The sequence below is a fragment of the Rhizobium sp. BK512 genome, assembly GCF_014194915.1.
Classification (GTDB): domain Bacteria; phylum Pseudomonadota; class Alphaproteobacteria; order Rhizobiales; family Rhizobiaceae; genus Rhizobium.
This window is the reverse complement of the sequence record NZ_JACIAS010000001.1, coordinates 872,406-895,687: the sequence shown is the minus strand read 5'-3', so window position 1 is coordinate 895,687 and position 23,282 is coordinate 872,406. Positions and strand designations below refer to the sequence as shown.

Annotated in this window: 26 protein-coding genes and 1 tRNA gene; 11 read left to right on the top strand and 16 right to left on the bottom strand. The window is 60.4% G+C overall.

Features of this window, described 5'->3' with window-relative positions; all coding sequences use genetic code 11:
- Positions 1-33: 33 nt before the first annotated feature.
- Positions 34-789, top strand: a complete 756-nt coding sequence (locus tag FHX06_RS04520) for an SDR family NAD(P)-dependent oxidoreductase (protein WP_112547885.1) — start codon at positions 34-36, stop codon at positions 787-789.
- A 27-nt stretch (positions 790-816) separates the two neighbouring features.
- Here FHX06_RS04520 and FHX06_RS04515 read toward each other — a convergent pair whose 3' ends face one another.
- From FHX06_RS04515 to FHX06_RS04495, 5 genes are all read right to left on the bottom strand, one after another.
- The gene (locus FHX06_RS04515; protein ID WP_183878415.1) at positions 817-1,629 is read right to left on the bottom strand and encodes a class I SAM-dependent methyltransferase; all 813 of its coding nucleotides are present in this window, start codon (positions 1,627-1,629) and stop codon (positions 817-819) included.
- Between the two features lie 89 nt (positions 1,630-1,718).
- Positions 1,719-2,243, bottom strand: a complete 525-nt coding sequence (locus FHX06_RS04510; RefSeq protein WP_113213122.1) for an AAA family ATPase — start codon at positions 2,241-2,243, stop codon at positions 1,719-1,721.
- Between the two features lie 104 nt (positions 2,244-2,347).
- The gene (locus FHX06_RS04505; RefSeq protein WP_112972710.1) at positions 2,348-2,611 is read right to left on the bottom strand and encodes a DUF982 domain-containing protein; all 264 of its coding nucleotides are present in this window, start codon (positions 2,609-2,611) and stop codon (positions 2,348-2,350) included.
- 116 nt (positions 2,612-2,727) lie between these two features.
- On the bottom strand, positions 2,728-3,411 hold the full coding sequence (locus FHX06_RS04500; RefSeq protein ID WP_183878224.1) for a hypothetical protein: 684 nt from the start codon (positions 3,409-3,411) through the stop codon (positions 2,728-2,730).
- 342 nt (positions 3,412-3,753) lie between these two features.
- The gene (locus tag FHX06_RS04495; protein WP_183847245.1) at positions 3,754-3,900 is read right to left on the bottom strand and encodes a hypothetical protein; all 147 of its coding nucleotides are present in this window, start codon (positions 3,898-3,900) and stop codon (positions 3,754-3,756) included.
- Positions 3,901-4,517: 617 nt separating this feature from the next.
- On the opposite strand from FHX06_RS04495, the gene FHX06_RS04490 reads away from it, so the two are divergent.
- The 4 genes from FHX06_RS04490 to FHX06_RS04475 all read left to right on the top strand — a co-directional run bounded on the left by FHX06_RS04490 (position 4,518) and on the right by FHX06_RS04475 (position 7,668).
- Entirely contained in the window at positions 4,518-4,775 is a 258-nt protein-coding gene (locus FHX06_RS04490) for a hypothetical protein (RefSeq protein WP_112972712.1), read from the top strand.
- Positions 4,776-5,371: 596 nt separating this feature from the next.
- Entirely contained in the window at positions 5,372-5,665 is a 294-nt protein-coding gene (locus FHX06_RS04485; protein ID WP_183847244.1) for an HdeA/HdeB family chaperone, read from the top strand.
- Between the two features lie 162 nt (positions 5,666-5,827).
- Positions 5,828-6,397 (top strand): hypothetical protein, encoded by a 570-nt coding sequence (locus FHX06_RS04480; RefSeq protein ID WP_183878222.1) that lies wholly within the window; start codon positions 5,828-5,830, stop codon positions 6,395-6,397.
- 77 nt (positions 6,398-6,474) lie between these two features.
- Positions 6,475-7,668 carry a succinylglutamate desuccinylase/aspartoacylase family protein gene (locus FHX06_RS04475; RefSeq protein ID WP_183878220.1) on the top strand — a complete coding sequence of 398 codons (1,194 nt, stop codon included), beginning with the start codon at positions 6,475-6,477 and terminating at the stop codon, positions 7,666-7,668.
- A gap of 111 nt (positions 7,669-7,779) precedes the next feature.
- On the opposite strand, the gene FHX06_RS04470 is transcribed toward FHX06_RS04475, so the two are convergent.
- Positions 7,780-8,598, bottom strand: a complete 819-nt coding sequence (locus FHX06_RS04470; RefSeq protein ID WP_112547893.1) for an alpha/beta fold hydrolase — start codon at positions 8,596-8,598, stop codon at positions 7,780-7,782.
- A 178-nt stretch (positions 8,599-8,776) separates the two neighbouring features.
- On the opposite strand from FHX06_RS04470, the gene FHX06_RS04465 reads away from it, so the two are divergent.
- A complete protein-coding gene (locus FHX06_RS04465) occupies positions 8,777-9,700 on the top strand; it encodes a LysR family transcriptional regulator (protein ID WP_112972715.1) in 924 nt (307 codons plus the stop codon).
- A gap of 150 nt (positions 9,701-9,850) precedes the next feature.
- Here FHX06_RS04465 and FHX06_RS04460 read toward each other — a convergent pair whose 3' ends face one another.
- From FHX06_RS04460 to FHX06_RS04450, 3 genes are all read right to left on the bottom strand, one after another.
- Positions 9,851-10,018: a hypothetical protein gene (locus FHX06_RS04460; RefSeq protein WP_183878218.1), complete on the bottom strand. Its 168-nt coding sequence runs from the start codon at positions 10,016-10,018 to the stop codon at positions 9,851-9,853.
- A gap of 81 nt (positions 10,019-10,099) precedes the next feature.
- The gene (locus FHX06_RS04455) at positions 10,100-10,462 is read right to left on the bottom strand and encodes a hypothetical protein (protein ID WP_183878216.1); all 363 of its coding nucleotides are present in this window, start codon (positions 10,460-10,462) and stop codon (positions 10,100-10,102) included.
- Positions 10,463-10,664: 202 nt separating this feature from the next.
- A tRNA-Arg gene (locus tag FHX06_RS04450) sits at positions 10,665-10,741 on the bottom strand.
- Positions 10,742-10,913: 172 nt separating this feature from the next.
- Here FHX06_RS04450 and FHX06_RS04445 point away from each other — a divergent pair.
- The gene (locus tag FHX06_RS04445) at positions 10,914-11,684 is read left to right on the top strand and encodes a hypothetical protein (protein ID WP_183878214.1); all 771 of its coding nucleotides are present in this window, start codon (positions 10,914-10,916) and stop codon (positions 11,682-11,684) included.
- A gap of 66 nt (positions 11,685-11,750) precedes the next feature.
- Here FHX06_RS04445 and FHX06_RS04440 read toward each other — a convergent pair whose 3' ends face one another.
- The 3 genes from FHX06_RS04440 to xylF form a co-directional block, all read right to left on the bottom strand.
- Complete coding sequence (locus FHX06_RS04440; protein ID WP_007815343.1) at positions 11,751-12,533, bottom strand: ATP-binding cassette domain-containing protein; 783 nt, start codon at positions 12,531-12,533, stop codon at positions 11,751-11,753.
- 14 nt (positions 12,534-12,547) lie between these two features.
- Positions 12,548-13,858 carry a sugar ABC transporter permease gene (locus FHX06_RS04435; protein WP_183878212.1) on the bottom strand — a complete coding sequence of 437 codons (1,311 nt, stop codon included), beginning with the start codon at positions 13,856-13,858 and terminating at the stop codon, positions 12,548-12,550.
- A 259-nt stretch (positions 13,859-14,117) separates the two neighbouring features.
- Complete coding sequence (gene xylF, locus FHX06_RS04430) at positions 14,118-15,158, bottom strand: D-xylose ABC transporter substrate-binding protein (protein ID WP_029616408.1); 1,041 nt, start codon at positions 15,156-15,158, stop codon at positions 14,118-14,120.
- A gap of 226 nt (positions 15,159-15,384) precedes the next feature.
- On the opposite strand from xylF, the gene FHX06_RS04425 reads away from it, so the two are divergent.
- Positions 15,385-16,608 (top strand): ROK family transcriptional regulator, encoded by a 1,224-nt coding sequence (locus FHX06_RS04425; protein ID WP_183878210.1) that lies wholly within the window; start codon positions 15,385-15,387, stop codon positions 16,606-16,608.
- Positions 16,609-16,935: 327 nt separating this feature from the next.
- On the opposite strand, the gene iolG is transcribed toward FHX06_RS04425, so the two are convergent.
- On the bottom strand, positions 16,936-17,928 hold the full coding sequence (gene iolG / locus FHX06_RS04420) for an inositol 2-dehydrogenase (protein ID WP_183878208.1): 993 nt from the start codon (positions 17,926-17,928) through the stop codon (positions 16,936-16,938).
- A gap of 176 nt (positions 17,929-18,104) precedes the next feature.
- Here iolG and FHX06_RS04415 point away from each other — a divergent pair, with 176 nt between their 5' ends.
- Positions 18,105-18,374, top strand: coding sequence for a hypothetical protein (locus FHX06_RS04415; RefSeq protein ID WP_018114768.1), 270 nt, complete (start codon positions 18,105-18,107; stop codon positions 18,372-18,374).
- A gap of 140 nt (positions 18,375-18,514) precedes the next feature.
- Here the strand turns inward: FHX06_RS04415 and FHX06_RS04410 are convergent, their stop codons facing one another.
- Together FHX06_RS04410 and FHX06_RS04405 are read right to left on the bottom strand one after the other, a co-directional pair.
- Positions 18,515-19,405 (bottom strand): Hint domain-containing protein, encoded by an 891-nt coding sequence (locus tag FHX06_RS04410; RefSeq protein ID WP_183878206.1) that lies wholly within the window; start codon positions 19,403-19,405, stop codon positions 18,515-18,517.
- A gap of 322 nt (positions 19,406-19,727) precedes the next feature.
- Positions 19,728-20,189, bottom strand: coding sequence for a hypothetical protein (locus FHX06_RS04405; protein WP_183878204.1), 462 nt, complete (start codon positions 20,187-20,189; stop codon positions 19,728-19,730).
- A 108-nt stretch (positions 20,190-20,297) separates the two neighbouring features.
- On the opposite strand from FHX06_RS04405, the gene FHX06_RS04400 reads away from it, so the two are divergent.
- Entirely contained in the window at positions 20,298-20,876 is a 579-nt protein-coding gene (locus FHX06_RS04400) for a putative glycolipid-binding domain-containing protein (RefSeq protein WP_312866421.1), read from the top strand.
- A 23-nt stretch (positions 20,877-20,899) separates the two neighbouring features.
- On the opposite strand, the gene FHX06_RS04395 is transcribed toward FHX06_RS04400, so the two are convergent.
- Entirely contained in the window at positions 20,900-21,913 is a 1,014-nt protein-coding gene (locus FHX06_RS04395) for a LysR family transcriptional regulator (RefSeq protein WP_112972115.1), read from the bottom strand.
- Between the two features lie 270 nt (positions 21,914-22,183).
- Between FHX06_RS04395 and chvE the strand changes: the two genes are divergently transcribed.
- The gene (gene chvE / locus FHX06_RS04390) at positions 22,184-23,248 is read left to right on the top strand and encodes a multiple monosaccharide ABC transporter substrate-binding protein (protein ID WP_018114773.1); all 1,065 of its coding nucleotides are present in this window, start codon (positions 22,184-22,186) and stop codon (positions 23,246-23,248) included.
- Positions 23,249-23,282: the final 34 nt, after the last annotated feature.

The following is a 23,282-nucleotide window of genomic DNA, read 5'->3' as shown; positions in this document are numbered from 1 at the left end:
AAGAATATTAGAATACCTAGATGGAAGGAAGCGATGAAACTTTGCTTGGAAGGAAAAGTCGCAGTTGTGACAGGGGCGGGCTCCGGTATCGGTGCGGCCGTTTCCCGGCAGCTCGCACTTGAGGGGGCCGAGGTCGTCATTGCCGATATCAATGAGGAGGCTGCGCACCGGACCGTGGCGGCAATCTGCGCTGATGGCGGCCGGGCGCGGGCATTCGTTGTCGATGTGACCGATTTCGAGGGCGTGCAGCGCCTTGTCGATTTTGCCGTCGAGACATGTGGCGGCCTTCATCTCGCGGTCAACAATGCCGGGATCGATGGTGTCAGGGCGGCCGTTGGGAACTATCCGCTCGATGACTGGCACAAGCTGATGAACGTCAATCTGAACAGCGTTTTCTACTGCATGAAATGCCAGATCGGCGTGATGCTGAGATCGGGCGGGGGCGCAATCGTCAACATGTCCTCGGCGCTCGGCGCTGTCGGCTTGCCGACCGCAGCAGCCTATACGGCGGCCAAGCACGGGGTTGTCGGTCTGACAAAGGCCGCCGCGATCGAATATGCGAGGTTCGGCATCCGGATAAACGCTGTCGGCCCCGGCTGGATCGATACGCCGCTGCTGTCAGAGCATCTGGACATAGCGAGCACGCGCCGGATGGCATCCCTTCAGCCCATGGGCCGGCGCGGGACGCCTGACGAGATCGCCAACCTCGTCTGCTTCCTGCTTTCCGAACAGGCGAGCTTCATCACCGGCGCGCACTACCTGGCGGACGGCGCCTATACTGCGCATTAGGCGCAGCGGCGCCAGCGCCTGCCCGGCCTATGCCACGGCCATGATGACATGCGCCTGGATCCTGGCGGCTACCGCGCCGCTGCCGTGTTTGCCGGCAATTGCGGAGGCGGCGCGATCGGTCGCAGCCTGTAGCTTTCCGGGTTCTCTCGCCTCGATTTCGTTGCGAAGAACGGTCCCCTGGCAATAGGCAACGGCAGGAAGACGCGGGGAAGGCGCCCGGCTCTGCTCGGTCGTCGTCTCGATCGCCACGCTTTGAAAACCCGCTGCCTCGAGATCGCGCCGGATCACGGCCTTGTCGTGATAGCCGTGCGGCGTGCGCGCGAGAAAACGCGGCGGATCGTCCGGAAACATCTCCGCCAAAGCATTGGTGACATCATTCGCAAAGTCGTTTTCCTCGATGCGGTCCCAGACATTGAAGAGGAAATGGCCTCCGGGCTTCAGGACCCGTCTTGCCTCGCGATAGGCGGCTATACGGTCGGGAAAGAACATCGCCCCGAACTGACAGCAGACGAGATCGAAGCCTGCGTTTTCAAATGGCAGCGCCAGAGCATCCGCCTGGCGCCATTCGATACGGCGGCCGGAAGCCTGCTGCGAAGCGGCATAGTCGAGCATCGGCTGGCTGAGGTCGGTTGCGATATAGCCTGCGCCCGGGGACAGTTTTGCGGCGAGGACGCGGGTGAGAGCACCGGTGCCCGCGGCGATTTCCAGGACGGCATTCGGCGACAGGGCCGCTGCTCTTCGGGCAAGGTCTGCTGCGAAGGGCTCGAAAATCAGCGGCACCATATAGCGGTCGTAGTTTTCCGGGATCGAGCCGGCGAAGATCTTGTCCGTTTCCAGCATCGCTGCATCCACCATCGGTCTGATGGCCTGCGAGACTAGCATGGATTTGCTTGTTTCGGGCGGTTTTCTAGAGAGCAGCGAGCCCGGCTTCAGCCGGCCCTCCGGCATTTCGACAGGATATCGTCGACGACTGCGGCGAGCGGCCGAGTGGCGTCGATGGTAGTCGCATTCGCCGGAATGTCTTCCCGCGTCGCATGCAGGTGCAGGACAAGGTCCCGCTCGGCCGGCCTTCCGCCAAACTCGTCTTCGGGCCTGCCTGCAAGCCGGTTCTCCAACGTCTCTCGGTCGATCTCGAGAACGAAGACGGCGTCGAACAGATCGATGAAGTGATGGGAGTTCCTCGAGCCGCCGCAGAAGAAGGAGACCGGGTGGCTTTTATCGGCGGCGAGCGATCGGACCTTGCCGACATGCCATAGGTGCTGCCTGTGCACGAAGGCGACATCCTCCTGCTCGTGCCGGAACCCGATCAGCGGCTCGCCCGTGCAGGGATCGCCGCGATAGGCCAGCTCACGGTCGCCATGAATGACGTGGTAGCCGCGCTGCTGCAGTTCGGTCGCAACCGTGGTCTTGCCGGTGCCGGACACGCCTTCGATGAGATAGTTCCTGACGCCCATTTCGCTCCCGTTCGGTGAACCGCACGCCTTGGCGCGCTGCTGGCTCATGGCGCAGAATTATAGTGGATTCCCGACGCTTCAATGCCGCCGCTGCTCAAAGGCGGTCAGTGCAGGACGGCGATCGCGGTAACGCCAGCCTCTTCTGCAGCGCGAATGATCGCGGCTCTGAGCTGCTCGGGATCAGCGGTGCCCTTGACGACATCGAGGCAGAGCTTGATGGCCAGAAGAAACTCCTCTCCGTCATCGCAGGGGAATTCCCTTATGAGCGCATTGGCGGCCCCCATCGCCGTCCTGATGGAAAACACCCTGTCCGGATCCTTGAACATCAGGATCACAGGCGCGAATTCGATCGGGGTGTCCCATTCCATTACACAATACTCCAGATGGGATAGTGTAATTTTAACGGAGCAAGAGGCGTGCCAAGGCACGCGACGGTTTACGGGCGGGCATTTATCCAGAGGGGATGTCGGTTCCGGTCCGTTGCTCAGCGACCGTCGTCACCCAGCATGTAATCCGCCAGCCTGTAGCAGTGGCTCGCCTGATAGGCGTTCCGGCCGCGGTTCATGTGCGTCAGGTTGAACGCCCGGATCGCCTGCAGCGCACGGGGCGTGGCGAGAAATTTGCCGATCGAGGAGATGCTACGGACCTTGACGCCGAAAATGTCCTGGCCTCTGGGAAAGAAATAGCTGACGTCTTCAGGCATCACCACACAGGACCCGAGGAAATCCTCGTCCACCTGGCCGTGATCGAGCGAGTGGTCGGTGGTGAAATCGGAAAGATGCACCAGGAAGAGCGCGCGGATGTCCCCACCATCGGCATAGAGCGAGAAGAGCTCCATCCAGCTCGCATTGACACGAATGAGGGCCTTACCTGGTGTCGACGGCAGACAGGAAACAGACCAATAGTGCCGCTCCGTCCGGCGCGAGATCGGGATGCAGTCGCTCCCGTAGCGCCTGAGAATGTCGAGAACCGCCTGTGCCTGCGGCCGGCGCAGCAGCTTCTCGAACTTCGCGACGTATTTGAGACGCAATTCCAGGGATTCCGGACGCTCGTCGGCGTCGGCCGGGATCGTCCCACCCTGCATCCAATCGCGCTGCTGATCGAGATCGAGCAACCCGCGCAGACCGGCGGCGTTTTGGCGGCGCACCGCGCTCACGTCATCTACCATGAAAGCAATCCCAGGCTCCGCTTCTGAACGGCTCCTCGCCTTGTCGCGGCGATAGAGCTTTACGAATGTTTTCCGCTCACCGCATATATCCATCATTTGTTGCGGAGAACTACGGCCCCGATGCCGAGACATTTGTCGGGCCTGCCGCTCAAGCGAAGCCTCAGGCAGCCGGAAGTGGGTATGGAGCCACTCTATCTCTTTGTTTTTACGCAATTCCGGACGCAAAACCGCTATGCACTTTTGCTGGAATTGCTCTGACCAGACAGGTTTCGAAAACCGTGATCGACAGGCCGGTTTCCCGAACCCAGCGGTGGATCTGCTCTCAACGGTATTCAGCAGCGACTAATAGCCACCGTAATTGCCGCGAACGGGACCAATACCCAGTGGCGTTGCGTAGGTCGTGTTGTCGCCGCCGGTGCCGGTGGTCGCGCACCCTGAAAGGGTCAGAAGCGCGATCGCTACCGCGGCCAAAAGGTATCTTGCAGACATGACATTGTCCCCCTTATCAGTCACCGCGCAGGCCTTCAGGGCCAGAGCACGAATATTCCCCAAACCACCGCCACAAGCAACTGTGGCGAGTACCTATTCGACGCAATTGCCTCAACGATATCGGAGGCTTGCAACAAGCCGGTTCACTCTCGGCCCGATGGGCCTCTGCGGAAGGCGCAGAACGAATTCATTTCCAAGCCGAGGCCCGCCCGGTGGCGGCACTGAAACCGTTGACGACGGCGTTTACCGCCTGACAATCGTTTCTGATCCTGCCCTCTCGGGCGCCCTTGGCGGGCGGACCGCTTTCGCTGTCGCGGCCCGGGCTGCGTCGATGCGGTTGAGGATGGATGGGCGCAAGCACAACTGGACACCTTCCGGCCGGGTCGCCCGCAGGAGGGTATAATACAGTAATATACCTCCAGTATCCCGTCGCCTGATGCATAATTCTTCGTCCCGATCTTCGTGGATCGGGAATGGGAGGCGATTTGTTCAATCAAGATCTTCTACGGGAGTCCGCACAGCAAGGATGCTCGCGTCTATGATCATGTCTTGCTTGCGCCCCATCTGAAACCGAGGCCTTCCGAAGGGATTCGGAGGCTGCTCAGAGGAGTCAGGCAATGGTCAGATTGAAACTTTTGTTTACCGCTCTGTTGGCCACGATGTTTCTTGCAACTCTGCCGGATTTGTCGTGGGGCACAGAACAGGCCCAGCAACGGCGCGCCGGGCGTGACGTCAGACAGGATACGCGGCAAGGCGCACGTGACACGAAACAGGCGTGTCGCGCGTCGAACGAAAAGAGCAATGCCGGGTGCCGACAGGACAAGCGACAGACCAAGCAAGGCGGCCGCCAGACAGCTCGTGATCTCAAATACTGATTTATAGCCGCTTCTGGTTCGAAGGCGTGAACGCTCGCGCTTGAGGGGCAGCCGTGCCGCGTTGCGACCGTGTGCCCCACTTTCCCGACCGCCGATCGCCTTCGGCCCGGAGCGACCCTCGAACAGGCCGCGACATTCGCCATTCGGAAGATCTGGGATTCGTCCAGATGGCGGATAGCCGAGGTCTGGGTGGTTCGACGTCTCACGATGCTTAATCCGGAGTGGCCACAGACAGAGATGAATGGGGAGTCGCCGCGGCCTGGCTGGGTAAGCAGGCCGGCAACGGCGCCTATAGATTTGCAAACATTGCACACCTTGATTCGATGCTATCAGCGTTTCATCGAAATCGAGCGGTGTATAACTGTGTATAAATGTATGTATTGCTGCAGATTCGTAATCTAATTCGGAAAATAAGGCACTGCTCCGATGAATATATAAGCATTATCTCAAATAATATGTTATGGTTTGCTGCCGTAAAACTCATCGTGATCTGGTATCGTCTATCTTGATTGGTTGGTATCGATGGTTTTTCGGAAAATACTTAGCAAAGCGCAACCAGTTGCTCCGATTCAGGAGCGCTTTTTTGGGAGAGGACGATGAAACACCATCTTTCAATTGCACTCGCATTTGCAGGTATCGGCTTGGCTTGCCAAGCACTGGCCGCCGAAGCGGATGCGTCGAAGCTCACTTGTAAAGAGGTCGGCGCAATGGCGCCTGCAAAATCGATTGCCGTTGCCATGTGGGTGAACGGCTACGTTCACGGCAAGGCGGGCAATCCGACAGTCGACAGTGACAAGGCGCACGCGAACGCGGAAAAGGTCGCCGCCTATTGCAAGAGCAATCCAGCCAGCACCGTGGCGGATGCGCTGGAGGCCCTGGCAAAGACGTAACTTCGGCAATGAACCCCAATTTGAGTGGTCATTAAGCCAAGACGGCGACACCCCGCGCCGAAAGCACCTGATGCCCGCGGAAACGGCACAGGCGAAAAACAGATGGCGACCACTTGAGGTCAGACCGCCGGCTTGTCCCGTAGCCGGCGATCTGATTTCCGGGTGGCAGACGGTGTTGAAGCTCCACTCCTGCACAATGGGCAAAGGGAAATGGGGCCGAAATGTCGGCGGACGAGCGGCCTGATATCGATCATTGCGCGCCACCGCGATCCCTTCTTTCCCGGTCTCATTTCTATTTCCCGAGTGTTTCCAAATAGGTCTGGCGAGGTTGGAAAGACTCCAGACAGGGAAACGGTCAATGGCAAAGAGGATCATCCGCCGTCCGAGGGTTCAGAGCAGGACGGGCTTGCGGCGGATGCGGCTTCGCCTTCTCCCCGCCGGGGAGACGAGGACGCCGACATTCGCCACGGAAACCTCATGCCACATATGACTGCATTCACGCCGCCGCGCGGCTGGCTCGCCATGCTCAAGACGAATGACAAGGGCAATCCCCTTCCTGGCCTCACGCTCAATTGGACCGCGATGCTGGAGCACCACCCCGAAGCGCGAGGAATGCTCGCGCTGGATGAATTCAGCGACCGGACGATGCTGCTTGCCCGCCCGCCGTCCGATCCGCTTGGACTTGTGAACTCGGCAGCGTGCCCTAATTTTCAGCAGCATACCCTGAGTTGAAGACGTACGGAACTTTTCGGCCGATGCACATGCCATTGTTCTAACTGAATTTTTCAAATCACAGAGGGGCTTCCATCATGTCGGACAAGTCGCAGAACGGCATCGATCGCCGTGATTTCATGATTGCATCACTGGCAACGGTCGGCGCGTCGGCTGCTCTCGCCGTCAGCGCGGATGCCGCTGACGCAGAGGAGGCAGCGAAACCCGCTGCCAATCCGGCCTCGGGAACGGTCTATACCGGCGATGTCATCGAGGGGAAAAAGGTCGTCAGCGCGCTCGACGTTGACGATCTGGAGCCGGGGCAGAAGCATCTCCTGTATTTTCGGGGTGCGCAGATGCCCACGGGGCAGTACTGGTATGTGTCCGTCACCGTCGCCAAGGGGGCAAGGCCCGGCAAGCGCGGCATCCTGACCAGCGGTGTGCACGGCGACGAAATGAGCAACATTCACACGGTCCAAACCGTGATGAACCAGCTCGATCCGGCACAGATGTCGGGCACGGTCATGGCGGTCACCGATGTGGCGCGCCCGGCCCTTGAAAGCATGCAGCGCAGGTGGCCCAATCAGGGCAGGGGCGTCGATCTGGTCGACATGAACCGGGAATGGCCGGGGAACGAGAACGGTCTCACCGCGCCCAGCCGGCATGCCGGGCTGCTGTTCAACCGGCTGCTGCGGCCGAACGCCGACTTCGCGATCGACTTTCACACCGGAACGACCGGGTTCGAAGTCACCGCATTCAATATCGGCGGCATGGATGTGCCCGAGGTCAAGGCCATGTTGGAGCTCTATCCCGTCGGCCAGATCTTCGACAACCATGTCTATCCCGGTGTCCTGCACAACGCCTTCATGGAGGTGGGTATCCCTTCGTTTACGCCGGAGATCGGTGCTGCCCGCGTTCTGGACCTCGAGATGATCGCGCTCTTCGTGGAAGGCACGATGAACGTCCTCAAGCATTACGGCATCGTTGCCGGGCCGATGGGCCGGACAGGCAAGGACGTGACTGTCTTCGTCGGCAACAGCGCCTTCCCGATCCTGGCAACCCAGGGCGGGATCGTCGAGCATCTGGTCAAGCTCAACGACAAGGTCGAACCGGGACAGAAGGTGGCCATCCAGCGCAACAGCTTCGGCGAGGTGGTCGCGGAATATACAAGCGGCGTGGCCGGGGAGATAACGGGCCAGCGCAGCGACGCAATGTCCGAGCCCGGCAACCCCCTGGTCTTCATCCTCTTCCACAAGGCGGCGCTGGAGGGCGCTGAGGCCTATCCCGAGTAATCTGCTGTTTCCGCCTTTCGTTTAGAATCGGCGCGTAGGAGACCGATTTCCTAGGCGAGACCGCGGAACTGCGCCGGCGCATAACATCGGCGATGCGCATGTCAAATGTCGTCAAGACCTGATGAACGAGAGCAGGTCGGGGTTGAGGACATCCGCATGTGTGGTCAGCATGCCATGGGGGTAGCCCGGATAGGTCTTCAGCGACCCGTTCTTGAGCAGGTTGACCGCACGCGGCACGGAGCTTGCGAAGGGGACGACCTGATCGGCCTCGCCATGCATCACCAGCACCGGCACGGTGATCTTCTTGAGGTCTTCGGTATAATCTTCCAGCCAGGAGGCGACAGTCGCGTGGTGAGCGAGAGCACCACCGCCCATGCCCTGGCGCCACCAGTTCGCAATGATCGCCTCCGAAGGCTTGGCGCCATCGAGGTTGTAGCCGTAGAACGGGTTCTCGGGGACGAAACGGTAGAATTCCGACCGGTTGCCCAGCACGCCCGCGCGGATCGCTTCGAACCACTCCGGCGGCTGACCGGACGGGTTTTCCTCGCTCCGGTACATGTTCGGCGTCAGGGAAGCGACCAGTACTGCCTTCGCGACGCGCTCCTGGTGGCGGGCGACATAGCGAGCGACCTCACCGCCGCCTGTGGAGTGGCCGATATGGATCGCGTCGCGCAGGTTGAGGTGCTCGGTCAGGGCCGCGAGGTCGGCAACCCAGTGGTCCATGTCGTTGCCGGTGCCGGGCTGGTCGGACCGGCCGTGACCGCGCCGGTCGTGGGCGATCACCCGGTAGCCGTGGCCAAGAAAAAAGGTCATCTGGGCGTCCCAGTCGTCCGCCGACAGCGGCCAGCCGTGGCTGAAAACGATCGGCTGGCCCGAGCCCCAGTCCTTGTAGAAGATGTTTACGCCGTCCGTGGTCGTGATTGTAGGCATCGTGTCGCTCCATCTGCCCTGTTGAACATTCGTTTTGGGATACAGTTGATTGCGAAATACCTCCGGTGAGGCGTGTTCGATCATATCCGAAAATTGCGACGTTAGTTAAATTCCCTCTTTATCAAGGACAAATACCTTGTACGTTCGAGCTATGCCTCAAAGGTATAGCGAGGACCCCATGGAACTCAGGCATTTGCGCTATTTTGTTGCCGTTGCGGAGGAGGGAAGCCTACTGACCGCAGCAGAGCGGCGGCTTCACACGTCCCAGCCCTCGCTCAGCAGGCAAATTCGCGATCTGGAAACCGAAGTCGGTGTCAAACTGTTGGAACGGCAGTCGCGCGGCGTGACGCTCACCGCAGCCGGTAAAGTGTTTCTTGATCACGCGCGGCTGGCGTTACTGCAAGTCGAGGCGGCTGCGGAAGGGGCCCGGCGGGCAGAGCGGCCGGAAAAGCAGTCGTTCACTATCGGCTTTCTGGCAGGGCAAGAGGTCGTGTGGCTACCCCATGCATTGCGCATTATTCGTGAGGAAGCGCCGGAGGTTGAAATCATATTGTCCAGCCAGTCTTCCCCGGACCTGGCTCTGGCACTGATGCGAGGCAAGCTGGACGTCGCTTTCCTTCGCCCCGAGACGCAGAGTGTTGGTGTGTCCTTCAAGTTTCTAGCCAAGGAGCCACTGATCGCCGTGCTGCCGGCGGACCATCGCTTGACGTCGCGCAAAAAGATCCTGCCGCAGGACCTTGCCCGCGAAACTTACGTCAGCTCGGCTAGAATTTCTCCCGTACTGCAATCCGTGATCCAGGATTACGCGTCGAACGTCGGGATCACCCTCAAGGCAGAGTACGAAGGCGAAGGCCTGCCATCAGCAATGTCGCTCGTCGTGTCGACGGGTGGAATAACGCTTATTCCGCTTTATGCGCAAAATATGCTTACACCGAATGTCGTTGCCAGAGCACTTGAGGGTGTGCCTCCGACAATTGATCTCACCTTAGGATACAACGATTCAAATTCCTCGCCTTTGCTCCGCCGATTTTTGTCTCGCTCTGATGAACTAGTCGCCAACGTTCAAAATCAGAGCATCATCCGCTATGCTGAAGTTCCATAGCAGGGAGCGCCTTTACAAAGACTAGCGGGGTCTCGTTGCGGCAGCTATGAAGAGTAACGTCGCGGCGTTCACATCCTCGCCCCCTGCAACCATAATCCATGTGGGGCGAACGAGCCTGCCGTTTCCGCCATCTCTCGAACCTCCCCATCATCACTCGAAGGCTCTTGCTACCCGATTTGCCTCGCGCCGCTTCTTGACTGTGCGGTAGATCTCTCGAACGAGATAGGCCGCCAGAATGATCATTTGCTGCAAAAAAACAGCGCCGACGACCAGGAATTGGATCACTTCCTCGGGATTGGTGGAAAAGCTGCATACCACTCCACCGTCCTTCAACAGGGAATGAGCGCGGATCGCCAAGGCTGCAGAGCGTTCGGTGCGCTGAGGATCCTTCGTTGTTCGTTATCGCTCCGCCTTTTCCTTAGCGTCCGCAAGGATATCGCCGCCCGCCTTACTCGCTGACCGGCCGGCGCGGATTGCGATTGCCGTCACGGCCACCGCGGCGCGGCGGGCTGCTCGGGGTATTGCGCGCCGGAACACGAACAGCAGAACGGCGGCCAAGAGGACGGCGCCAATAGAGAGCCCGCCAGTAATCATCTCTTGGTTATGGGCTTCGATGCGATACTTATGGAGAAGCTTCGCGTCCTCAACTGACAGTTGGCAATCCGTTATGGCCTGGACGTCCTGCCGATCGATATCGCTTAGGTTTATGCCCTCTTTGGGGAAGCAGGTATAACTTGGCGGGCGGCTGTGATCGAAAGGCACGGGCAAAGTCTCCTGTTTTTCTGTTTCTGTGGCGGGGATGGCAGGTAGGCTGGGGGAGGCGATGCGATCTACTAATTCCCCTTTTGTTCCAGGTTGTCCAGTGCGACCCGTGCAATCCTGCGTCAAGCGTGGGAATAAATGCGGGAAGAGACTGGAACTCGTCTTCCGTTAAATCAGCTTTTGCAATGGTATTTTGAAGCGGTGGCGCACCCGACAGGATTCGAACCTGTGACCTTTGGAATCGGAATCCAACACTCTATCCAGCTGAGCTACGGGTGCATGCCTGACGATGTGACTCGTCGTCCGATGACGTGGTTCTTAGCCTAGCTTTGGCTCTGCTTCAATCGCGAAGTTCGCGGAATTTCGGCTCGTTGCTGTTATCCGGGATTTTCAAGGCGATGGGGCGTCGCTAAAAGCTTCCTCTGATGGTTAGGTTTTCATCGGGGATGAGATGGGCGAAGCGGTTTTCGATCTGGCGCGGCGGGCGCGGTTTGCGGGGCTTTCCGGGAATTTTTCGCTGGGGCATGAGATCCTGGATGGAGCCGTGGCGCAGGCCGACGAGGATGCCGGGGCGCGGGCGTGGATAGCGATCGAGCGGGGGCGACTTTTCAACAGTGCCGGGGAGCCGGCGCGGGCGCTGCCGTTCTTTAGCGAGGCATGGGAACTAGCGCAGCGGGCAGGGGACCATGATCTGGCTGTCGATGCGGCGCATATGCTGGCGATCGCGTCCGATGTCGAGGCGGCAGAACGGTGGGTGGCGGTGGCGCTCGATTATATCGAGGCGCAACGCGCAAGCCCGCATTGGCGGGGCATGCTGCATCACAATCTCGGCTGGACCTATTTCGAGGCGGGGCGCTTCGAGGATGCGCTTGGCGCCTTCCGGCGGGATGAGGCGATCCGGGAGACCTCCGGCAACGCACAGACGCTGAAGGTGGCGCGGTATGCGGTCGTGCGTACGCTCCGGGCATTGTCGCGGGTGGATGAGGCGATTGCGCTTGGGGAGAGGGTCGTGGCGCTTGCGGATGCGGCCAATGATGCGGCGCCCTATGTCTATGAAGAGTTGGCCGAGTGTTATGCGGTGAAGGACGAGATGGCGGAAGCGCAGCGCTTTGCGGCGCGGGCGCAAGCGATCCTCTCGGAGAATGCGTCCTTCGTGCGGGATGAGCCTGTCAGGCTGGCGCGGCTTGCGGCTCTTGCTGCGGGTGCTGCGGCTGCGGACTGATGCCGCAAATGGAAACTCCGCCGGGCCTTTCGGGCGGCGGAGTTTCCTTGCTGGATGCTGCTTGTATCAGACCTGCATGGCGCCGGGGCCGGGGATGGCCTTCGGCGGCACCTTGCCGAGGATGATCATGCCGAGCACCTCGTCCTTGGTGACATCCTCGGTGCGGGCGTGGCCGACGACCTGGCCGTTTTTCATCACGGAGACACGGTCGGCGAGGTCGAAGACGTCGTGGATGTCGTGGCTGATGAGGAAGATGCCTATGCCTTCCTTTTTCAGCTGCTTGATGAGTTCGCCCACCTGGGCCGTTTCCTGCGGACCAAGGGCTGCCGTCGGCTCGTCCATGATCAGGATGCGGGCGTTGAACAGGATGGCGCGGGCAATGGCGACGGACTGGCGCTGGCCGCCTGACAGGGCCTTGACCGGCTCCTTGAAGCGCTTGAAGTTGGGGTTCAGGCGGCCCATCACCTCGCGGGCGGAATGTTCCATCGCAACATCGTCGAGCGTGCCCCAGCGGGTCTTCAACTCGCGGCCGAGATAGAGGTTGGCGGCGGCGTCGACATTATCGGCGACGGCGAGCGTCTGGTAGATCGTCTCGATGCCGAACTTCTTGGCATCGCGCGGATTGCGGATGTCGGCCGGTTCGCCATTGATCAGGATCTCGCCGCTATCGCGCTTGTAGGCGCCGGAGAGGATCTTGATCAGGGTCGACTTGCCGGCGCCGTTATGGCCGAGAAGGGCCACGACTTCACCGGGGTAAAGATCGACGGAGGCATTGTCGACGGCGTGGATACCACCGAAGGAGATCGAGATGTTCTTCAGTTCGACAAGGGGAGTGCGTTGTTCAGCCATGGTTCGTACTCCTCTTACTTCGCACGGGAGCGATAGACAGTGTCGAGCCAGACGGCAATGACGAGCACCGCGCCGACGACGACGTTCTGGATGGGCGTGTCGACATTGGCGAGACCCATGCCCGACTGCAGAGACTGCATGACGAGCGCGCCGAGCATGGCGCCGGCGATCGTGCCGGTGCCGCCTGCCAGAGACGTGCCGCCGATAACGGCTGCTGCGATCGTATAGAGTTCGTAGGTCGTGCCCTGCGAGTTGGCGGCGGCGTTGAGGCGCGCCGTGGAGATCGCGGCGGCGACGGCTGCGAGGAAGCCCATCAGCGCGAAGATGCGCACGGTGACCCAGCGGGTCTTGATACCGGCGAGCTCGGCTGCTTCCGGGTTGCCGCCGATCGCGAAGACATAGCGGCCGAAGCGGAGACGCGTGGCGATGAAGGTCATGACGATGCCGACGAGGATGGCGATCAGCACCGGCACGGCAATGCCGTAGGGGATCATCAGCCCGCCTTCCGGCATGGTGATGTTATTGGCCTCGGCATAGCGCTTGGCGATCGCCGGCGGCCAGTAATAGATCGTGGATACCCAGATCGCGCAGAGCACCATGGCACAGCCGAGGATGCCGAGGACATATTCTGCCCAGAGCGGGCGGCGCGGGAAGTTGAAGCGCCGGCGCTGGTGGCGCGAGCCGATGATCGAGACGACGATCAGCACGCAGGCAGCCGCACCGATGATCCAGCTCCAGGTGGCGCCGATCGCGCCTTCGGCACCGCCGCCCATGATGCGGAAGGTGGTGTCGAGGGGAGCGACCGTCTGGCCGCTCGTGACATACCAGGCAAGGCCGCGCCAGGCGAGGAAGCCGCCGAGCGTGACGATGAAGGACGGCACGCCGAGGAAGGCGATGATGACGCCCTGGAGCAGGCCGATGGCCGAGCCGACGAGGAGGCCGGCGATGAGCGTGATCACCCAGGTGAAGGAATTGTCGAAGCCGAGATATTGCGGCAGGAATTTCGCCTGGACCACGCCCATGATCATGGCGACGAAGCCAAGGATCGAGCCGATCGACAGGTCGATGTTTCTGGTGACGATGACCAGCACCATGCCGGTCGCGAGAACCGCGATTTCGGTGGTCTGGACAGAGAGGTTCCAGAGGTTTCGGGGCGTGAGGAACAGGCCGCCGGTATAGAAGTGGAAGCCGACCCAGATGACCAGCAATGCGCCGATCATGCCGAGAAGGCGGGTGTCTATTTCCGTTGCCCGCAGGAAGCGCGTGAAGGGGCCTTCAACTGCCGTGCGCGGGCCGGACGAGGTCGATTGGGTGATGTCTGCCATGGGTTTGCCGTTTCCCCCATTTGTTTGGGCGCAGGCCTGCTCCTGATGGGAATAGCTGGCCGATGACCGCCCTGTTCTTGTTGTGACCACCGGGACGCTTCCGAAAATAGCCGATCACAACGGCACTATTCTGGCAGGGAATCAAAGCATCCGCGATGTGCGCGAGAACGGAGAAGCCCCATCGAGCGGGCTTCATCCGCATCCGGCGCCGCAGCGGAGGGCCGCTGCGGCGCCGGTATTTCAGATCGTCAGGCGAGGATTAGTCGCAAGCCTTGACGGAGCCGGCCTTGACGCCCTGGCAGGCTTCAGCCTTGGAGATCCAGCCGGCGTCGATGACGACGTTCAGGTTGTCCTTGGTGATGGCAAGCGGGGTCAGGAAGATCGACTGCATCTTCACCTTCTTCGGGCCGCCTTCGAAGGTCTGCACGCCTGCAACCTTGTCGAGGGCAGTGCCGCCGGCGAGATCGAGAGCGATTTCAGCAGCGCGCTTGCCGAGTTCACGGCTGTCCTTCCAGACCGAAACCGTCTGCGTGCCGAGAGCGATGCGGTTCAGAGCAGCCTTGTCGGCGTCCTGGCCGGAAACCGGAACGGAGCCGGCGAGGCCCTGTGCGTCGAGAGCGGCGACGGCGCCACCGGCCGTACCGTCGTTGGAAGCAACAACCGCGTCAACCTTGTTGTTGTTGGCGGTCAGGAACTGCTCCATGTTGCGCTGGGCGTTCTGCGGCAGCCAGCCGTCGGTATAGGCTTCGCCGACATTCTTGATCTTGCCGGCGTCGATCGCAGCCTTCAGGACTTCCTGCTGACCTGCGAAGAGGAAGTCAGCGTTCGGGTCGGAGGACGAGCCCTTGATGAAGACGTAGTTACCTTCCGGCTTGACCTTGAAGACTTCCTGAGCCTGCAGGCGGCCGACTTCCTTGTTGTCGAAGGTGATGTAGAAGGCAGACGGGTTTTCGATCAGGCGGTCGTAACCGACGACCGGGATACCTTCGCTGGCGGCCTTTTCAACAGCCGGGCCGATTGCGTCGGAGTCCTGAGCGAGAATGATGAGGGCGTTTGCGCCCTGGGAGATCAGCGACTCGACGTCGGTGAGCTGCTTTGCAGCCGAAGACTGTGCGTCAGCGGAAATGTACTTTGCGCCCTTGGCTTCCAGAGCCTTCTTGATTGCTGCTTCGTCCGTCTTCCAACGCTCTTCCTGGAAGTTCGACCAGGAAACGCCAACGACGAGGTCGGCAGCCATGGCAGCCGACTGCAGCGAAACGAGGATGGCAGCGCCTGCCATCAGCTTATAAATAGACTTCATAATGTCCTCCCGAGTGAATTGCAGCCGGCCCAGCCATTGCTCCTCCGGCCACCGCGAAAGCCTGTCCAGAAAGGTTCGGATTTTTTTCTCGACAGTCGAGAAATTTAGTGTCAGAGATTTTTTCAACTGTCAACACCGCACTACCGGCTTAATTTCCTTTGACGAAAGTGGCCGGAGATGCTGTGGCAATGAGGGGCGGAACGAACGGGGAAGAGGGCGGCGATAGATGCTGACCAAGTCGAGCACGGAGCTCGTACGGCAGAGAAACAGCGTGCTCGTGCTCGCCACTCTCCGCCGCCACGGGGCGCTTGCTCATACTGAAATATCCGATTTCACGCGGCTGTCGTCCGCGACCGTTTCTGCGATCACGGCCGATCTCGAAAAGGCGCAGGTGATCGAAAAATCCGAGCAGCAGGCGGCCAGCGGGCGAGGGCGCCCGCGCGTGCTTTTGCGCCAGCGGCGCGACTGCGGCTATCTCATCGTCGTCATCATCTCCTCGGATGCCGTGCAATATTCGCTGGTCGATTATTCGGGCAAGCTGATCGATCGTTTCAGCGAAGACAGGTCGCATGATCCCGCAGGCGCGGGCCGGTTCGTGAACGGGGTGCGGCAGGGGCTCGAGCGCATCCTGTCACGCTCGCGCATCGAGCGGGACAAGGTGCTGCTCATCTCGATCAGCAGCAAGGGGCTGGTCAATTCCTCCGAGCCGGTTCTCGTCTGGTCGCCGATCTTCGGCAGCGACCAGATCGATTTCGAACTGGCGCTCAAGCCGGAGTGGAAGGCGAAGGTCATTCTCGACAACGAGACGCTGCTGGTCGCCGCGGCGCTGGGCGCGCATGAGGAGAATGTGAAGGGCGGCGATTTCCGCTCGCTGGCGGCCCTTTCGCTCGGCCACAGCATCGGGCTCGGCATTATCAGGCGAACCAGCTATGGCGGGCATGACGTCTCGGCGCCCAATTTCGGGCACATGCTGCATATGGCCAATGGCGGGCTTTGCCGCTGCGGCACGCGCGGCTGCATCGAGGCCTATGCCGGTTTCTACGCCATCCTGCGTACCGCCTTCGAAGTGCCGCTGGATACGATCCCAGCAAAGTTCGTGCCGCTTGCCGAGCTCGACAAGATCGCAGCCAGGGCGCGGCAGGGCCACCGTATTTCGGGCTTTGCGTTCCGGCAGGCGGGGCTTGCCCTCGGAAACGGCCTGTCGCGCATGCTGAGCCTGACCGAGCGCATGCCGATTGCAATCACCGGGCCCGGCACGCGCTATTACGATCTGCTGCGGCAGGGGATCGAGGAGGGGCTCGGCCAATCCCATGTGGTGCGCATGGAGGGCATGCCGGACCTCAGGGTCGTCGCCGACGAACAGATTCTCGTCTTCGAAGGGCATCTGAATCGCGCACTGGCCGTCATCGATGAGGATATCGTCGTGGCGGGTGTGCAGGGCGGAGATTAGTCGCTCCCCCCTTCGCCCCATCGGGGAGAAGGTGCCCGAAGGGCGGATGAGGGGGCCTAACCGCCGACAGGTATTTCTTTAAGCATCCGTTATAATACCGTTTAGGCCTTAGAGCACGCCGCTAGGTTGGACCAGCCCGCCTTTATGCTCGCGGCCCCCTCATCCGACCCTTCGGGCCACCTTCTCCCCGATGGGGCGAAGGGGCAGGCACCGTGGCAATCCCCTTTTCCTTGTGGGGAGGGGGCTTTGAGCCAAACGCTTCAAACGAGAAATGGCCGGGCGGGTGCCCGGCCATTTCTCATGATGGCGACCGTCGGGAGAGGGCGGTCAGCCGATCTTTATGAGCTTGCCTTCCTTGACGGACTGGACGGCGGCATCCGCGAGCGCGAGAGCGGCCAGGCCGTCGGCGCCCGACGGCGAGATCTTCGAGCCCTTCTCGATCGCGGAGATGAAGCTTGCGATCTCGTTGGCATAGGCTTCAGTGTAGCGGGTCATGAAGAAATCGTGCAGCGGCGGGCGCGTATAGCCTTCGCCATTTGCGACTTCGATCGAGACCGGGCGCTGGTTCTCGGCCGAGACGACGCCCTTGGAACCGTGCGCCTCGATGCGCTGGTCGTAGCCATAGGTGGCGCGGCGCGAGTTGGAGATGATGGCCTGCTTGCCCGAGGCGGTCTGCAGGATGACGGAGACGCTGTCATAGTCGCCGGCTTCGCCGATCGCCTTGTCGACGAGGACTGCAGCGGTTGCCATGACCGAGACCGGCTCTTCGCCGAGCAGGAAGCGGGCCATGTCGAAATCGTGGATCGTCATGTCACGGAAGATGCCGCCCGAACGCTTGATGTAATCGACCGGCGGGGCGCCCGGATCGCGCGAGGTGATCGTCACCATCTCGACATCGCCGATCTTGCCGTCGTCGATGACCTTGCGCACGGCCATGAAATGCGGGTCGAAGCGGCGATTGAAGCCGACCATCAGCTTGGCGCCGGTTTCTTCCACGACCTTGATGCAGGCCTTGACGCGGGCAACATCGAGATCGATGGGCTTTTCGCAGAAGATCGCCTTGCCGGCACGGGCGAAGCGCTCGATCAGGTCGGCATGGGTATCGGTCGGCGTGCAGATGACGACGGCGTCAATATCCTTGGCGGCTTCGATCGCTTCGATCGTGCGCACTTCGCAGCCATAGGCGGAAGCAATTGCTTCGGCAGCCTGCGGGAAGGCGTCGGCGACGGCTACGAGCTTTGCATTGGCATCGCCGCTGACGGCCTTTGCATGGACCTTGCCGATGCGGCCGGCGCCGAGAAGACCAAATCTCACTGTCATTTACTGCCTCCCTATATTCGGAACAAATAAACCGAATTGATATAAGTTTGGAATTTTCATTCCATTTTCCATTCGCCGCGTCAAGCCCGCGGCTCTTTCACATTTGTGAATTCCATCCTAAAGACAAGTGATGTCATCACAGCAGTGAGGCGCGTTATCACAACAATGAGACAAAGATGCAGCTGATCGATCCCAACCACCCGACCTATCGACACCTTTGGGTTCGTATCCTTATCGTGGTGGTCTGCTTCGGATGGGCGATCTTCGAATTCATCGGCGGCGACCCCTTCTGGGGCGTGCTCGCGGGCGGCGCCGGCGCCTATTCCTTCTATATGCTGATCTGGACCTTCGATCCGAAACCGCCGGAGACGGCGGCAGTGGTCACTTCCGATGATGAGGAAGAGGCAGACAAGCCGGCAACGGAAGAAGAGAAGAAGGGCGAATAAGAAAAGCGCGGCGCGATCTTTCCGATGCGCGCCACGCTTTTCTTTCTTCTATGCATGTCGTCTGGCAAGACCGCTGCGCGGTTTGCGCGACTGAGCTCTCCGGGTTCGAGATGCGCCCCGGCGAGCAAGCGGGCTGCAGATCAGAGCGACAGTTCCCTGGCCTGCCCGTCGATCTTCCTGCAGGCATCCCCGAACGGGTCGCGCGCCGGCACCAGGGGCGAAACGCCAAGGAGGAGGAGCGCTTTCAGGTGCTTCCAGCCACCTTCCTCGCCCAGCACCGGGGCATAGGATGTCATCACGCCGGGCCTTTCGCCATAGAGGCGCTTGAACTCGGCGAAATTGGAGAAGGCCTCGTGGTTGTTGTCCACGAGATGGAAGCTCTCGGCCGCCGCACCTTCGGCCAGGATGGCCTCATGCGTATCGAGCAGAACGGCATAATATTCGAGCGGCATGTCGTCGGCCGGAGTGACCGGTGCAATGGTCGTGCCGTTGACGAGATCCTTCACGCGGATCAGGACGCCGTTCAGAAACAGCGCATGGCCGGATGACAGGTAGAGATCGGAGTGCGGGGTGCGGCCGTCCAGCGCATGGCGGCGAATGCGGATCGGCACGACGGCTTCCTGCCAGCGTGCGCCGTTCTTCCTGAAGGCCTGGCGGCCGACCCACCTGATCGGACGAGTGCTTCCGTCCGGAAGGGCAACGCGGTCGCCGACACGCAGATCCTCGACAGGCGTCTCACCGCAATCCGTGAGGATCCCGGTTCCTCGCAGGAAGCACTGCGGACCGCCGCCGCCACCGCCTCCGCCAGAACCACCGCTCCCCCCGGAGCCACCGTGCCCGCCGGAACCGCCGTGTCCACCCGAGCCACCGTGCCCCCAACGGCGTCCCAATGCACTCGCAGGAGATGTGGAAATTGCCGTGGCCAATGCCGCCACGCCCGCGAGCCGAACACCGGCGGCAGCAGCGACACCTAGAAAATGTCTGCGCGCAGTATTGTGCGGCAGAAGTTTTGGATCTTCCGTGGATGACATGGCGATCTCCTTTGAAAACAATCACATCGAACCATGTTACAATAGGTTGCATTGCATACAACTTCGCCTAATAGCGCGAGGGTTAATGAAAAAGGAGTAGGGCGTAGTATGGCGGACCTGTAGAAGTTATGCCGTCACACGCACCAAAAGCTGATGAGGTATATGCAATTGCCGCGCGAAAAAATGACGACACAGCACACTACCTAGCTGCGCCGCCCGGGCCATCGGGCGAAGCAGCTTGAAGACCCATCGAAAACGCGTCGAAAGCTCCAGTCTTTCAAACGCTGGAATCTATCATATCCTCCGGTCGGAGGGGGAAGTTTCAGCTGCGCGGCAGACGGCGCGTCGCCTCGTCGATCAGCAGGTTGGCGATCATCATGCGCCTGTTGGCATTGTCGCGGAACGGCTGGGCTACGCTGTCGGGATGATTGGCCTTGGCGAAGGTGCGTCGCTTCTCATTGAGTATCTGCAGCGTGTCGGCGGCGGAAATCGCAAGTTCGGCGGCGATCTGTTCCGGGGCAATGCGGCCCAGATGCGCAGGCATGACCGGTTCGGGTTCGGGCGCCGGCGGCTCTGCGATCGCGGGTTCGGCGCCGAGATTGTCGAAATAGGCCTCGCCGACCCTTTGCGAAGCGGCCGAGACACCCTCCATTACATCGAAGGCGAGGCCGGTCGAGAAGCCGGAGACGCGATGGACGGCCGGTTCCTGCGCATCGCCGGAGGCTTGGTCTTCCGCCTTCAGCCGTTCGAGAACGGATTGGAATATCGATTGTCCGAACAGCATGCGCCTTCCTTTTCGAGCGGCGCATTAGACGGCGCCAAGTTGGCGCAGGGCTGGATTCGGGGCAGGATCACAGGATCTCTCCGGAGCCGGCGGCGGTAGGAGACAGATGTGGATGAGAAAATGAGGGCGTGGATGGCAGGTTGGAAGCGGACAGTGCAATGGACCGACTGGAACGGAGACGGACTTGAGACCCTTTCCATCGCCCACAATGACGAGGACGTGCTTGCGGAAGGTATCGTGAGCGGGCATTTCGAAGCCGGCAAATACGATCTGAACTACCGGCTGACGATAGATCCGCAGTGGCGGGTACGCGACGTCAGGGTTCAGATCGTCAACGGTCCGCGACTGCATATTCTGTCCGACGGCCGCGGTCGCTGGGTCAGCGAGGATGGCGCGGAGCTTTCCGATCTGGCCGGATGCCTGGATGTCGATATTGCAGCGACTCCATTCACCAATACCCTGCCAATTCGACGGCTAGGGCAAAAAACCGGTGTCGCCGAGAAGATCAGCGTTGCCTATGTTTCCCTGCCGAACCTGATCGTCGAACCTGTCCAGCAGCGATATACCAAACTTGCCGGGAACCGCTTTCTCTATGAAGGCCTGTCAACCGGCTTTGCCGCCGAGCTTGAGGTCGATGGCGACAGCATCGTGCTGGACTATCCTGGCGTCTATAGAAGGTTGTCGTAACGATCGCAGTCTGGGGCTCGGCGCTAGCCCTCGGCTTGCCGGATGCTTTCTTCCAGGATGAGGTCGTAGAGGAGCCGGGCACTTGGGGGCAGGGCGCGTTCGCGGACGGTGATCAGGCTGTAGGGCTTGACGTTGATCTCGAAGTCGATCGGCAGGATGCGCACGTCCGAGGCGTTCGAACTCTGCGAGGCGAGAAATTGGGCGACATCGACGGCGACGGGGGCAATGGCATCCGTCTCGCAGATGATCGCGCAGGTCAGCAGCAGCGAAGAGGTGTTGACGATGTTTTCCGGAAGCCGAACAGCGCGTGACAGGAAGATATCCTCTATCGTGCGCCGCAGCAGCGTGCCCGGCGGCTGGAACACCCAGTCGTAATCCTTGATTTCGGCCAGGCTGCTTGGGCCCTTCTTCTTCTTCAATAGGGGATGGCGGCTGCGGACGATGAGGCAGGCTTTCTCGACGCCGATCTCGCGGACTTCGAAAAGGCGCGGGTTCAGATCGTCGGGGATGCGGCTGATGATGAAGTCGTGGCGGGCGGCGAGAAGTTCGCGCGCCAGGACATTGCTGGTTTCGACCTGGATGTTGACCTCGATGCCGGGAAAGGTTTTGCGTACCGTGTTGATGGCGGGAACGACGAGGCTCATGGCGGGTGCGGTGACCGCGCCGATGAAGACCGATCCGCCCTTGCCGCTCTTCAATTCGCCGATCTCGCGGCTTGCCTCACGAAGCTCCAGAAGGATCTTGCGCGCACGTCTCGCGAGCGCTTCCCCGAAGGTCGTCAGCACCACGCCACGGGCGACTCGCTCATAGAGTGGAGTCTTCACGATCGACTCCATATCGGACAGCATTCGGGAGGCCGCCGGCTGCGATATGTTGAGTACTTCCGCGGCAGCCGAAATCTGCCCGCTATCTTCGATTGCGACAATCATACGCAGGTGATTCAGCTTAAGTCCCGCTCGTAGAAAGCCGTCATCGCCAAAATTGTCGCTATGAATGTCGACATGTTCCAATGAAAAGAGCTCGGAGATAATCGTCATGGTTGCAGCCTCCCCACTGCGTTCCATCAAAAGTAATACTTTTTAACGATATACCAAAATTGTTATGCACATTACCAGTTATTCTATTTGACAGTTATAGGAATCCATACCAGTTTGCCGCCGTGTGCTGGTTGGCACTCAACACGTGTGAGATCGTGGAGGAGACCTACTTCGTTTCTCACCATCTGAAGTAACTATCCAATACGGAACCTGCCACAGTTTCGGGGCGGGCGATTTTTCGTCCGTGAATCTTTAACAAGGGAGAGAGAAATGAAATCCATTATCTCATTGATGGCTGCGGCCGCCTTCGGCGTCGCATCGTTCGTTATGCCTGCTCTGGCGGCAGACAAGGGCCTGGTTGGCATCGCAATGCCGACGAAGTCCTCCGCTCGCTGGATCGACGACGGCAACAACATCGTCAAGCAGCTCCAGGAAGCCGGCTACCAGACCGACCTGCAGTATGCTGACGACGATATTCCGAACCAGCTTTCGCAGATCGAAAACATGGTCACGAAGGGCGCCAAGGTTCTCGTCATCGCTTCGATCGACGGCACGACCCTTTCGGACGTTCTCCAGAAGGCCCATGACGCCGGCATCAAGGTCATCGCTTATGACCGCCTGATCCGCGACTCTGCCAACGTTGACTACTACGCCACGTTCGACAACTTCCAGGTTGGCGTTCTTCAGGCTGGTACGATCGTCGACAAGCTCGGCCTCAAGGACGGCAAGGGCCCGTTCAACATCGAACTCTTCGGCGGTTCGCCGGACGACAACAACGCCTTCTTCTTCTATGACGGCGCAATGTCTGTCCTGCAGCCCTACATCGACTCCGGCAAGCTCGTCGTGAAGTCCGGCCAGACCGGCATGGACAAGGTCGGCACGCTGCGTTGGGATCCGGCAACGGCCCAGGCCCGCATGGACAACCTGCTCTCGGCTAACTACACCGACGCCAAGGTTGACGCTGTCCTGTCTCCGTACGACGGTCTGTCGATCGGCATCATCTCGTCGCTGAAGGGCGTCGGCTACGGTTCGGCTGACCAGCCGTTGCCGGTCGTCTCCGGCCAGGACTCGGAAATCCCGTCGATCAAGTCGATCATCGCTGGCGAACAGTATTCGTCGATCTTCAAGGACACCCGCGACCTCGCAAAGGTCACCGTTCAGATGGTTGACGCCGTCATGTCCGGCAAGGAGCCTGAAGTCAACGACACGAAGACCTACGACAACGGCGTCAAGGTCGTTCCGTCCTACCTGCTGAAGCCGGTTACCGTGACCAAGGAGAACTACAAGACGGTTCTCGTTGACAGCGGTTACTACAAGGAAGATCAGCTGAAGTAATTATGAATGGCCGGAACCCGCGTGATTGCGGGTT